The 12176-nt window shown below is 55.5% G+C and carries 10 protein-coding genes; 6 read left to right on the top strand and 4 right to left on the bottom strand.

Annotation, left to right across the window (positions count from 1 at the left end):
- Nucleotides 1–170 precede the first annotated feature (170 nt).
- Nucleotides 171–3680 (top strand): glycosyltransferase family 32 protein, encoded by a 3510-nt coding sequence (locus HBN61_RS21735; RefSeq protein WP_170047884.1) that lies wholly within the window; start codon nt 171–173, stop codon nt 3678–3680.
- Between the two features lie 236 nt (nt 3681–3916).
- Nucleotides 3917–5656 carry a dipeptidase gene (locus HBN61_RS21740; RefSeq protein ID WP_169962644.1) on the top strand — a complete coding sequence of 580 codons (1740 nt, stop codon included), beginning with the start codon at nt 3917–3919 and terminating at the stop codon, nt 5654–5656.
- A 59-nt stretch (nt 5657–5715) separates the two neighbouring features.
- On the opposite strand, the gene HBN61_RS21745 is transcribed toward HBN61_RS21740, so the two are convergent.
- The 3 genes from HBN61_RS21745 to HBN61_RS21755 are packed head-to-tail and all read right to left on the bottom strand — an operon-like array spanning nt 5716 to nt 8069.
- Nucleotides 5716–6942: a CynX/NimT family MFS transporter gene (locus HBN61_RS21745; RefSeq protein WP_169962642.1), complete on the bottom strand. Its 1227-nt coding sequence runs from the start codon at nt 6940–6942 to the stop codon at nt 5716–5718.
- On the bottom strand, nt 6929–7390 hold the full coding sequence (locus tag HBN61_RS21750) for a nucleoside deaminase (protein WP_094994378.1): 462 nt from the start codon (nt 7388–7390) through the stop codon (nt 6929–6931). The genes HBN61_RS21745 and HBN61_RS21750 overlap by 14 nt, the downstream gene beginning before the upstream one ends.
- Nucleotides 7391–7409: 19 nt before the next feature.
- Nucleotides 7410–8069, bottom strand: a complete 660-nt coding sequence (locus HBN61_RS21755) for an ankyrin repeat domain-containing protein (RefSeq protein ID WP_169962639.1) — start codon at nt 8067–8069, stop codon at nt 7410–7412.
- Between the two features lie 109 nt (nt 8070–8178).
- Here HBN61_RS21755 and HBN61_RS21760 point away from each other — a divergent pair, with 109 nt between their 5' ends.
- The 3 genes from HBN61_RS21760 (at nt 8179) to HBN61_RS21770 (ending at nt 11666) form a co-directional block, all read left to right on the top strand.
- Nucleotides 8179–9039, top strand: a complete 861-nt coding sequence (locus HBN61_RS21760) for a LysR family transcriptional regulator (protein WP_170047885.1) — start codon at nt 8179–8181, stop codon at nt 9037–9039.
- 562 nt (nt 9040–9601) lie between these two features.
- Entirely contained in the window at nt 9602–10603 is a 1002-nt protein-coding gene (locus HBN61_RS21765; protein ID WP_170047886.1) for a formylglycine-generating enzyme family protein, read from the top strand.
- A gap of 55 nt (nt 10604–10658) precedes the next feature.
- Entirely contained in the window at nt 10659–11666 is a 1008-nt protein-coding gene (locus tag HBN61_RS21770) for a formylglycine-generating enzyme family protein (RefSeq protein ID WP_170047887.1), read from the top strand.
- A 48-nt stretch (nt 11667–11714) separates the two neighbouring features.
- On the opposite strand, the gene HBN61_RS21775 is transcribed toward HBN61_RS21770, so the two are convergent.
- On the bottom strand, nt 11715–11912 hold the full coding sequence (locus HBN61_RS21775) for a hypothetical protein (RefSeq protein ID WP_170047888.1): 198 nt from the start codon (nt 11910–11912) through the stop codon (nt 11715–11717).
- Nucleotides 11913–11988: 76 nt separating this feature from the next.
- On the opposite strand from HBN61_RS21775, the gene HBN61_RS21780 reads away from it, so the two are divergent.
- Nucleotides 11989–12176 (top strand): transposase (locus HBN61_RS21780; protein ID WP_524539063.1); only part of this gene is annotated, 188 nt, incomplete at its 3' end.

The raw sequence follows: 12176 nt of genomic DNA on the forward strand, positions 1-12176 counted from the left end.
CTTCTGGGGAAGCCATCGTATTGCGCAAATTGACAGAGTGACCGGGGTTGTAATATCAGGGAAAAAGCTACGTTAACTGTTCGCTATGTCTCCGAACAAAGTGTTCGCTATGTCCCCGGTCCATACATATAGCGGGCTCGGGTCTGCAGGGCGCAACCCTTAATCAACGCATGACCGTGCTGGTGGATTCACCCGCGTTTCATCGGCTGGAAACAGCCCTCCTGAGCGCAGCGCCCTGGACAGACATTGAACGAAATAACGCGACACCCAGCCTGATCAGGGCGTTAACGGTCTCGACCCTCACCGACTACCTGTACCCGCCGGCAACTCACTGGCAAGGGCATCTTTGCGGTTTTAACCTGAATGCGCCCAGGCTGGGAAACCTGACGCTTGAGGCCGTGCGCACGCAACTGATGGAGCACCTGCGCAGCACGCTCAAATGCACGTCTCATCAAGAAGTTGATCTCGCGCTGGGCGTGTTGGCACCGCGTTATTGCCCAGAACTGCTCATCTTTGACGCTCCCCATGATTTGCGTTACGCCAACAGCAAACAGGCCATCGACTTCAGGCATGCCGTTGCAATGGCTGAGTTGGCCTTTGCGGGAGCGGCCATTGATATGGGTTACGCGCGGCTTGTGCAACTGCACCAGTCGACCCTTTCCCAAACGCTTACCTCCGAGCAGACAACGGCCATCAGCGTATTGCGCAAAACACCTGTTCTGCACTTCGCCATGTGCAGGGGGGCAATTCCATTTACGCCGATGGCCGACGTGACCTCTGAAGATGTAATGACCGCGTTCCAGTACACGACCGAGCTTGAGGAGGAACATGCCCGGGCCATGACCTCGCTGGTGCAACCACCTCCCGATCGAAAAAAAATGGCGCTGCAGCAAATAGCGCAACACCACCCAAGACACGACCTTGACGTCAGGCGCGCCTTCACCGAGCCACAGATCCATCACTATTTCGTCAACCGGTTTAAATCTCGCGGCCGCAACATGCGCATGTCATTGCTGGAGAAATACATGACGTGTGGCCAAGACAGCGAATTCGATGATCAGGTACTGGGCTTTAATACCCGGGGACTCGCCGGCTGCACGCTCAACCGGGCCTTCAACACGGCCTACGATACTTACCAGGCAGAGCACCGTAAGGCTCTGGTAGTGAAATTAAGGCATGCGATCAATGACTTACCGGCGGAACAACGTGCTCAATTATTAAGCGCCAACCACTTTTTAAGCCTGGAGTTTGATGTCGAGAACAACTGGAACTACACCCCGTGCTATTTCGGTTTGCTGGCCGTCAGTACGCACCCCAGCGGTTCCTATGTGTACGAAGTGTTTTGCCCCTCCGGGACGATCAGAAAAGTGGCGCCTAACGGGGAAGGCATGGCGACGTATGCCTCGTTTGACCCCTCAGGCATTATCCGGACCGGTCACACGATCGAAGGGCTGCCGCAACTGGACGTGGACGCCTACACCACAGGCATGACAGGTTCAACACGAGACAGGCCCCGACTGACATTGAATTTTACGTGGGAACCTTCTGCTGATATGCCTCAGAACACGCGCGTCCAGCGACTCAGCGAGTTAATGGTGGACAAAGTGTTCAGTCTCGCCATCACCTCTGCCCGCCCGCTGTATGCCCATGTAACCCCTTACGAAGCCTATAAAAACGAGCTTGCCGCCCGCACTGAACTGATTTTCAGAGTGATCATTCCGTTCTACTCGCTGTACCGGGACATCGAAAACGACGAGGTGACGGCAGCGACCCTGTTCAGCGCCCTGCTTGAAATATTGGCTTTTGTATTGCCCTTCGGCAAAGCCCTGTTCAGTGGCTACCGAGCGTCCTTGATACTCGGCAAAATCGTGGTCAGAAGTACCTCGTTCGGCGTATCGCGGGCCGCCCTGTTGTCCATGCGGGCCGCCTACGGCTCAAGGGCTTTTGTCATTTCGTTGTCCAAAGGCATTGCCCAGGCCGCCAATCCCTTTGCTTTAGTCGGCTTGTTATTCCAGGGGGGGCTCAAAGGCCTCGGTTACTTGCAACGCACATTGTTGCTACGCGAAAAATTAAAGACCGTGCCTGCACTTGCACACCTCAGAACCCAACTGGACCCCGGACACGCATTGACGATTGCCTACGCGGGGTCCTCCATTCAGCCAACAAGCTTCGGCCCATTGCAACGTGCAGTGAATCCGTTCAAACCGGATTTCTCCTGGGGCATCAGAAAACTGGATGTGCGCCAACAACAACGGTTTCACCAACCTGACGTTGATCTTTCCACTGCAACGTACAGTGATTACACCTACCACCTTGCCGGTAAGGACTACATAAAAATGCAAGGCAATGTGTTTGCCCTTGCACATACGCCAGGCAGTCGCGTTCCACATATTTACAACGGGGACCAAAAAGGCCCGGCCGTGCGTTTTGACACCCTTGCTCAAGAATGGGAACTGGTTGTGGCCGGTCTAGCGGGCGGCTCTCCGGCACGAACTCAGCCATTGACCCGGCAGATCAGCCTTCCCATGGATGGCATCATCGAGATAGAAGGCGCGTATATGGTGAGCTACAAGGGGTACGTGTTGCCGGTTGCCTACGATGCCCACCTGCAAGCCTGGCGCCATCTGCGGGATAAGAGCCTCGGGGAGCCGGTCTGGCGCAGTGACATGGGGCAATGGCAAAAAGGGTCGGTCGACGCCTTCAATACTGATAAATCGCGAACGCCTACACCGACCCGTCTGAAATCCTTCACGTTCCCGACCTTACCCAAAGTGCCGGAGAATGCCGTGGCGATCCCCACTAATATTCACTACATCTGGATCGGTACCCGCGCGCCTGAGCTGCACTTGATCAGCAATATCGCGACCAACCTGACACGCTCCCCCGGGTTCATTTCAACCTTGCACCTGGATGTCAGCGCCCCCCTTTTTGAAACCATCAAACAGCTGTGCAACGAGCGGGCGCCAGGGCTCATCGTTTCAAAACTTCAGGACGAACCGTTCTATGCCGTATTCAAAACCAGCCCGAACGCTGAGCAATATGCGCTCATCAAAGAATCCGCCAGTCAGCTGTATGCTTCAGCCTGCGATGTGGTGCGCTTTCCGTTGACCAACTATTACGGCGGTATCTATATGGACCTGGATGACGTAATCAAAGGTTCTTTAAACGCTGCCGAGTTGAAAGCCGCGCCCGACGATCTGCTGTTAGGCAACCTCGTCACATTGGCGGATATAAATTTCCACGGTTACAACAGCAGTCACTTTGCCACGCAACCCAACAACCCTCTGCTAACGGCCATCAGTACCGAGATGCACAACCGCTTTATGGCCAATAAGACGTTTTACCTCAAACCCCGGCCCACCCTTGATGAACAGCTTTCACCAGAGGCCCTGGAACAGGCGCGCAAGGAGTATCAGGCGTACTTCGAAACCTACTTTCGACTCACCGGTCCCACGCTGCTCAACGATGTGTTGTCAAAAGAGCGACGCGTTTGCTACGAAACGGCTTTTCAGGCGGTTCAAGGAAAAACCGTATTTGAACAATCAAGCGTGGCGGATGCGGTGTATCTCGAGAATCTGAATACCGCTTTTGATCATTACTTCCCGTTTGCCCGCAAATTCGCAATTGATACCGGCAGCGAACACTCGTGGAAAACAGCGGAGCAGACCCTGACAGGTTGAAGCGCTACACGTCATTGCAAGGCACGGTACTCAGCGGCAAATAAAGGCCTGACAGAGGGGCGTAACGGGTCAAGCCCGGGCACTGCGCTCGCGTCTGGAGGCCGCCGCGTTTGCATTTCTGTGGGACACATCGCATTTAAGGGCTCCCTGCGCAGGCGATGCAGTGTTAGTTTGGAAACGTTTTGTTGCAAGTCAACGTTCTACTGAACCATCACCTGCCAAGGAATGCCCCTGTAATGGATTTCTCCCTGAAAAAGCTGGCTGCCGCGACCCTCGTCATGGCCAGTTTGTCTTCATACACCACAGTCGCCCACGCCAATCTCACTCCCGCGCAAAGCGCGGCGATTCTGAAAAATTTCAGTGACGCCTCCGTCACTGATTTCAGACAGTTCCTCACCCGCCTGGGTGATAGCGATCTGGCCAAGGCGGACAACCTGAACGCCACGATCACCACCTTCCTCGACAACAAACCCCTCAATGCTGAGCAGCAGAATGAAATCCATCGCCTGCTCGGCCTGTACACACGGGTGAAGTACGGTAAGGCCGCGACCGAAACCCTGCGTGAGCTGGTGGCCATCCCGACCGTCACCGTTGAAGGTGTTCCCCAGCACCAGAACCCGGAATTCCTGAAGATTGCCGACAAGATCAAAACACTGGCGCACGCGTTCGACCTGAAATTTCGTAACGTGGATAACCGCGTCTATGAAATTACCCTCGACGGCCAGGGCGACGAGGTCGTCGGCATCCATGCGCACGCCGACGTAGTGCCGGTCACGCCTGAAAACTGGGTGCTCAAGGACGGCACGCGGCTTGACCCCTTCAAGGTCACGCTGATCGGCGACCGCATGTATGGCCGCGGTACAGAAGATGACAAGAACGGCATCGTGGTCACGCTGTATGCAATGAAGGTCATCAAAGAAGAAAAGCTGCCATTGGCACGCAATTTCAAACTGCTGGTCGACACCACTGAAGAAACGTCTGGCGACGCCATTCCGTATTACTTCGATCACAATCCGACGCCTCAGTACAACCTTGCACTGGACGGCGGTTACCCGGTGGTCATTGCAGAGAAAGGCTATGGCACTGTGATGGCAAACTTTGCGCGGCGCGCCGCGCAAGGCAAAGGTGCCGAGGTTGTCTCGCTGACAGGCGGTATGGCCACCAACCAGATCCCCTCGACCTCGGTGGCCACGCTGGTCACCGATCAACCTGAACAGGTGGCCGCTGAGCTGAACAAAGCTGGCGCCGCGTATGCCAAGCGCAACGGTGGCGATTTTGACATCAATGCCAAGGTCGTGGGCAAGGACGTACAACTGACGGTTACCGGGGTATCGGCCCACTCCTCCGAGCCAGAATCCGGCGTCAATCCGGTGGCCCGCATGCTGGACTTTATCAATGGCCTGAACGGCAGCGTCGCGCTGAAATCCAACTTCATCACCGATGCCGCCCGCTATGGGGCTGATAACTGGGGGCTGGATTACACGGGCAAGAAACTCGGCGTCGGGTTTTCCGATGCGTTTATGGGCCCGCTGACCACTTCGCCAACCTATGTCGGGCTGGACGACAAAGGCTTGAAACTGGCGGTTAACTTGCGTGTACCGAAAGGCAAATCGCCTGAGGTGCTGAAGAAAGAAATCGCGGACAAACTCAGCGCCTGGAGCCAGGCCACCCAAACGCCTGTGGTCTTCGATTACACCATTGCCGAACCGATGTACCGCAACCCGGAAGGCGAGTGGGTACAAGCACTGCTGGCAGTGGCCACTGAGAACCTGGGCATGAAACACACATTTGAATCATCCGCAGGCGCTACGTCGGTGCATGAGCTGCCAAACGGCGTGCAGTTCGGCCTGGCCATGCCCAATGTCAAATACACCGGTCACACGGACAACGAATTCAAAACGGTTGAGCAGTTCATGCTGGACCTGCAAATCGTGACCGAAATGATGGGCCGTATCGGGCAGTTGCAAAAACTGTAAGGGGCAAGCCGAGGCGGCCTCGATTGCCGCCTCGCGCACCGTTTAAGTAACGCGTTGTGCTACCCCATGTTCCCGACCTCAGACGCCTTGTATGGGGTTTGCTGTGCAGAAAACACCGTTTGGCTGATATTGGCCGGCCTGAAAATGCGTGTCAGCAGCATCATCGAAAACACCGCTATCACCAGCACCCACCAGGCACTGGCAAATTCCCCGGTGAGCTGCCGAAGCCAGCCCGTCATCCACGGGGATACGGCATTGATCAAAAAGCCCGCACCTTGGACAAAGCCCCCGAGTTGTCCGGCTTCGCTCGGCTTGCGGCAATGATCGAGCGTCAAAATCAGGCTCAGTGCAAAACACGCCCCTAAGCCGAACCCGATCAAGGCAACCCAAAGATGCGGCGCCCCCAGCGGCCACAACACCAACCCGGCATAGCCCGACAGTTGGGCTGCCAGGCTGATCATCAATAACGGTCGCCGGTCATGGCTGCGGTGCGCCAGCGCGGGCATCACCAAGGCAGCGATAACCTGGAATACGGTCATGAACGCCAGCAGCGAGCCGCTGCGTGTCGCGCTCCAGTCCATTTGCACGTAATACGCGGGCAACCAGGCGACCATGCTCATGTAACCGCAGTTTACGAGTCCGAAGTACAACGCCAACAACCACGCCCGGCGCTTAAGCCACACACGTGCTGGCGCCGAGGCTAGCGGCTGGACGGCATCCGCAAAAGGGAGCCGCCACCACATGACCAAGGCCACCGCTGCCGGGATCAGCCAGATGCCCAAACCGCTCTGCCAATGCTCGAAGTGGCCCGCCACCCGAGGACTGACCAGCGCAGCCAATCCGCCACCGGCCATCAGCGATGCGCTGTACACGCCCAACGCCAGCGAAACGCGGTGCTGGAATTGACGCTTGATCAGTACCGGCACCAGTACTTGAATCAGCGCCACACCCAACCCGCCCAACAAGGCCGTGGCGATCAACACCTCGGCGTGCTGGCCATAGAAACGCCAGCCGCATGCCCCAAGGATCATTGACAGGCCCAACGCCACCCCATGGCGCTCGCCCAAACCAGCGTGCAGACGCGTTCCGAGCAAGGCCACGAGGCCCATGCACACCACCGGCAAGCTGGTCAGCCAGGCGCTGCTTTGAAAGCTCATGCCCGTGGCCGCACGAATCTCCATCAACAACGGGCTGACTGAACTGAGGATCGGGCGCAAATTGAGGCCCAGCACAATCAGCAAAGCCCACTGGGCAACCACCCGCCACGTGGCTTTATCCAGCCGCATGGCGCGCCTGCCAGTCACGATAAATAGCGATCATGGCCGGTTGCGCAACGTGCTCAACCGGCAAGGCCTGCTGACACAGCGGCAACGCCATCTGTTCATAAACGCGCGCAGTGGACAAACCATAGGGCTGCGCCTGTTCGTTGCTCGCGGCATACACCACCCTCGAGACGCCGCACAAATGCATCGCACTTAAACACATGGGGCAAGGCTGGCCACTGGCGTACATCACACACCCCGCGAGGTGTGGGCCCAAGTGTTGGCTGGCAGCGCGTATTGCCAGTAATTCGGCATGCGCGGTGGGGTCCTGACTGATATGGATTGAATTGGTGGCTTCGCTGATCACTTGACCGTCTTTCACCAACACGGCGCCGAACGGCCTGCCGCCTGCGGCTACGTTATGGGAGGCCAATTGCACGGCGCGTTGCAGGTAAAAATCATCGTCACACATGGCGAGTCCTCGAGCTGAGTCAATGCGCGCCAGACGCGCGCAGTAATTGGGCTATAACGCGTTGACCGCGCTGTTGGGCATGTTGTAACGGGGTCACCCCCTGGCGGTCAGGCAGATTCAGGTCGGCGCCAGCATCAATCAACTGACTGACAATGTGCTGATGCGCAGGCCCGCCGTCGGACAGCACAATGGCTTCCAACAAACAGGTCCAACCCAGCCGATTGACATGGTTCAGGTCAACACCCGCCGCAATCAGCAGGCGCACCGTTTCGACATGGCCACGCTCGCACGCCGGGATTAACGCGGTGCCACCATACCGGTTGGTGCTTTTCAGGTCTGCCCCGTGAACCAGCGCGAGTTGCAAGATCTCGTTGTGGCCGCTCGCCCCCGCCAACAGGTAGGGGCTGTCCTGGCTCAGGTTCTTCTGGTTAACGTCGGCCCCGGCGTCCATTAACGCCTTGGCAATCTCGATCCGGTTTGCGCGAGTGGCCAGCAGCAGTGCGCTGCTGCCATCCTCTGTAGGGGCACCAAGGTCAGCACCGGCAGTGATCAGTTGCTGCACCCTGCCCGGCTCGCCTTCCCTCACTGCAGCCAACAGATCGTTCTCATTCGCCATCACGACACCCATCATCAGCATTCCCACGGCCCATGCACCGTATTTACATGGCTGAACACCCATGTTCATGGCCTCTTATCAATTGCAGGGAAAACCAGTATGGTGAGCCCGCTTGGCATTCTGAAATTAAATATAAACATGCCCTCCAGTGGCATTGTGAATGGCGGTAGCGATGTTCGATCCGATCCTGTTGCGCAGTTTTGTTGCAGTCGTAGACTGCGCCAATTTCACCCGGGCAGCGCAGCGTTTGCACCTCACCCAATCCACGGTCAGCCAGCAAATTCGCCGCCTTGAAAGCAACCTGGGCTGCACGTTGCTGGACCGCGAACAACGGCACGTGAGGGCGACACCTGAAGGTGAACGGTTGTTGACCTATGCTCGCCGTATCCTGGCGCTGCAAGAAGAAGCGCGCGACGTGCTTCTGGACCTTAAAAGCGAAGGCGTTTTACGCCTGGGGGTACCGGAGGACTTTGCGGCTGAACGCTTGATGCCCATCCTCTCGCGGTTCGGCCGGGAGCATCCTGGCGTACGCCTGGAAGTCACCAGCGGATTAGGCCCCGAGCTGCTGCGTCTTTACCGTGAGGGGGAGTTCGATCTGCTGCTGGTCAAACAGATGGGGCAAGGGGTTGATTGCCTCGCCTGCTGGCCGGAACCCATGTGCTGGGTAGACAGTCGGGCCATGCCCGCGTTGGGGCGTGATCCGTTGCCGCTGGTGGCATTTCCGGTCGGCGGTTTGTACCGCAACGAGATGCTGCACCACCTGGAAGTCGCCGGGTGGCGCTGGCGCATCAACTACTCCAGCGCAAGCCTGGCCAGTGTGTGCGCGGCCGTGGCGGCGGGAGTGGGCGTCAGCCTGCTGCCTGTGCGGGTCATCAGCGCCGAGCATCACGTGCTGGAAGCCGACAGTGGCCTGCCTGATATACAAGGCGTATTTCTGGCACTCTACGGCCAAAATGGCCTCAGCCATGCGGGCAATCTGTTGAAGCGAGCACTGGTGGAACTGTGCGAAACCCTGGCACAGAACGCAGGTTGAACACGTGCAACAGGCAGGCACAGGAAGGTCCCCCAGGAGTTGGTCTACGTGTTGGCTCTGCACCTTGAGTAGCCTTGAACGCCATCCCGCTCCCAGACCTGCCCCCTCTGCCCGTCATAACCGGACTGGCAGATCCCATGGTCAAATCGGCCTGCTGAATATCAAACTGATCCAAGGGTTTACTGACAGCGAGTTAGACGTGGTGTCCCGGTGGCTACACAGGGTTAACGAGCGCTACAAATCATCGTGACACTTACAGCCTTCCCCCCAAACCACACTTAACCGGTGAGTATTTAAACGAATACACAACGGAAATAAGGCAGAGCCTGTAGCAAGGATGACAATTACTATATAAGACAATTCTTACTTAGTAATCAGACAATTATTTACTATTACCCTGATCACCCACTAATTATCTAAAAAGGGATAAAGATTTTTTATTCAAGTACATCAAGGACCTACACACTACTTCATCGCGCGCCTGACACAACAATGCTCGTGACGATAACTTCGACGCCTTATAAGTGTTAAGATCACCCCCACTTCCAGGCACGCATGGGACATGCCCGTGATAAAGAAAACTGTATTGCCTCTGTGTATAGCGCTCATGCTGATGGGTTGCCAGGCACAAACTTCCGTTCTGCCAAAAAGCCAGAAACTGTCAGCGGACAAAGTCGCTGAAATAGCCGCAACCATCGAGCGGACTTATCCAAAGCTGTCCACTGAAATTCGCGGTCAACTGTTGAATACCGTGGTGAAGTCTCTGGACAACATGGTGTTTGTCGAAGGCGGTGAGTTTCAGATGGGGGATTTTGGTTGGCCATATGACGATGACCCTAAAAATCTATGTGACTGGCCTTGCGGCGTTGACCCCGAACGCATGGGCCACATCAGCATGGATGGCGATGATGATTTTGTTCACCCCGTCAAACTGAGCAGTTACTCCTTCTCCAAATACCAGACAACACTGGCCGATTTCGATCTGTTCTTTATCGCTCAGGGAAAGCCGTTGTTTGATACAGAAGACCGAAAGCGGAAAGAATTACAGGAGAAGTACTTCTCCCCCAACCTCCCGGCGCCCGTGAAAAGCTGGCAAGAAGCCAAAGACTATTGTGGCTGGCTCGGCAAGTTGAGTGGCTATCCTGTGGACCTGCCTACTGAGGCTCAGTGGGAATATGCAGCCCGCAACCGTGGCCAGTATGTGGCGTTCCCTACTGACAATGGCAGTTTGGACTATGGGCGCAATTACCCCGAACCGGGCATAGGCCGTACTTTTTCCGTTGATCGCTTTGTTCCTAATCCCTTGGGCATCTATAACCTCACTGGCAATGCCACCGACTGGGTTAATGACTGGTACGACAAAGACTATTACCGTGTTTCTCCGTTGATAAACCCTACCGGTCCCGATACGGGTACTCTTCGAATTCACAGGGGCTCAGGGTTTCTTGAAGATCCTGTACTTAGCTCTAGTACTGTGAGGCGGTGGAGTGATAAGCCGGAGAATGATGGGTATTACCCTGGCCATAGTTTTCGTTGCGCCATTCAGTCCAATCAACCTCTCTGACATAAATATGATGAGGTCGTATTTATAGCCCCCTCACGTTGCCTGAAACAGGAACATGCCCGTGATAAAGAAAACTGTATTGCCTCTGTGTATAGCGCTCATGCTGATGGGTTGCCAGGCACAAACTTCCGTTCTGCCAAAAAGCCAGAAACTGTCAGCGGACAAAGTCGCTGAAATAGCGGCGACCATCGAGCGGACTTACCCAAAGCTGTCCACTGAAATTCGCGGCCAACTGTTGAACACCGTGGTGAAGTCTCTGGACAACATGGTGTTTGTCGAGGGTGGTGAATTTCAGATGGGGGACTTTGGGTGGCCGTATGACGATGATCCCAAAAATCTATGTGACTGGCCTTGCGGCGTTGACCCTGAACGCATGGGTAATATCAGCATGTACGGCAATGATGACTTTGTTCATCCCGTCAAGTTGAGCAGTTACTCCTTCTCCAAGTATCAAACAACCCTGGGCGATTTTGATCTGTTCTTTATCGCACAGGGCAAACCGGTGTTTGATGCAGAGGATCGCAATCGGGAGGATTTACAGGAAAAATTTTACGCACCCAAACTTCCTGCTCCGGTAAAAACTTGGCAGGAAGCGAAGGATTATTGTGACTGGCTCGGTAAATTGAGTGGCTATCCTGTGGACCTGCCCACCGAAGCACAGTGGGAATATGCCGCTCGTAATCGGGGTCAATACGTGATGTTTGCCACTGACAATGGAAGTTTGGACGTTGGTCGAAATTATCCTGTTTCAGGTGAATGGAAAAGGCTCACTTTTGCTGTCGATAGCCTGGTTCCCAATCCCTTGGGGATTTACAACCTCACCGGCAATGCCACTGACTGGGTTAATGACTGGTACGACAAAGACTATTACCGCGTTTCCCCGCTGATAAACCCTGCTGGGCCCGAAAAAAGCACACTAAAAGTTCTTAGAGGATCTGGGTACGGTGAAAACCCGCTGCTTAGTGCAAGCACCGTAAAACGGTGGGCACAAGAACCGGTTAGAAAATACTATTCCCCTGGCTTTAGTTTCCGCTGTTCCATTCAATCTGATCAACCTCTCTAAGATGAACTTACTCAGGGCGCATTCAAGCGCCCAAATTTACCCTAAATTTTAAGCCAACCCTTCAAATCGTCCGCTCCGCTGGGCGGCAACCAGTATTTCCTCTTTACGCCAAGCATTGCTGGGAGTCCAGGCTATCCGAGCAGCGTTGTCAGACGTTTGATTCATCGCCAATTTATCAATAAAACGATTGAACTCGTTTTGTTCGTATCCATCAAGTAAAGCGTTGATTCGCTCCAGGCTCTGCATGGCATTAACCTTAGGGAATCTCCGAACAAGCCTTCAGTTATGCGAGAATCCCCGCAACACCTGATCCGAGCCGCCCATGAGCCAGATGAGCTTTTCCGACTTTGAGTACGCCGGCAAGCGCAAGCAAACCCGCCGAGAGCGCTTCCTCGCCGAAATGGATCAGGTGGTGCCCTGGGCAGGCCTGCTGGAGCTGATCGAACCGTTCTACCCCAAGGCCGGCGGCGGTAGAAAACCCTATCCTCTGGAAACCATGCTGCGCATCCA

It is taken from the genome of Pseudomonas sp. WS 5071, from assembly GCF_012985765.1.
Taxonomy (GTDB): domain Bacteria; phylum Pseudomonadota; class Gammaproteobacteria; order Pseudomonadales; family Pseudomonadaceae; genus Aquipseudomonas; species Aquipseudomonas lundensis_A.